At 70.9% G+C, this 402-nt stretch carries 1 protein-coding gene; it reads right to left on the reverse strand.

The annotated features are described in order from the left end of the window. Positions 1-62: 62 nt before the first annotated feature. Positions 63-402 (reverse strand): PstC family ABC transporter permease (locus tag LPA54_RS40905; protein WP_368857922.1); only part of this gene is annotated, 340 nt, incomplete at its 5' end.

Consider the following 402-nt stretch of genomic DNA (forward strand, 5'->3'; position numbering starts at 1 on the left):
CCACTTCGGCAGGGTCGCCCCGCGCAGCGATCCGGACGGGCGGGTGTCGTTGAGTGCGTGGCTCATGCGGTGGCCCCCGAGTACTCCTTGCGGCGGGCGATGATCAGCCGGGCCGCGCCGTTGACCAGCAGCGTGATGACGAACAGCACGAGACCGGAGGCGATCAGCGCGTCCCGGCCCATCTCGGTGGCCTCGTTGAACTTGCTGGCGATGTTCTGGGCGAAGGTGCCGCCGCCCGGGTCGAGCAGGCTGGCGTTGATCGTGAAGCTCGGGGACAGGACCATGGCGACGGCCATGGTCTCGCCGAGGGCGCGGCCGAGGCCCAGCATCGACGCGGAGATCACGCCGGAGCGGCCGAACGGCAGCACCGACATGCGGATGACCTCCCAGCGGGTGGCGCCG

Origin of the sequence: Streptomyces sp. DH12, assembly GCF_020873895.1 — a bacterium.
In the GTDB taxonomy this organism is placed as follows: Bacteria; Actinomycetota; Actinomycetes; order Streptomycetales; family Streptomycetaceae; genus Streptomyces.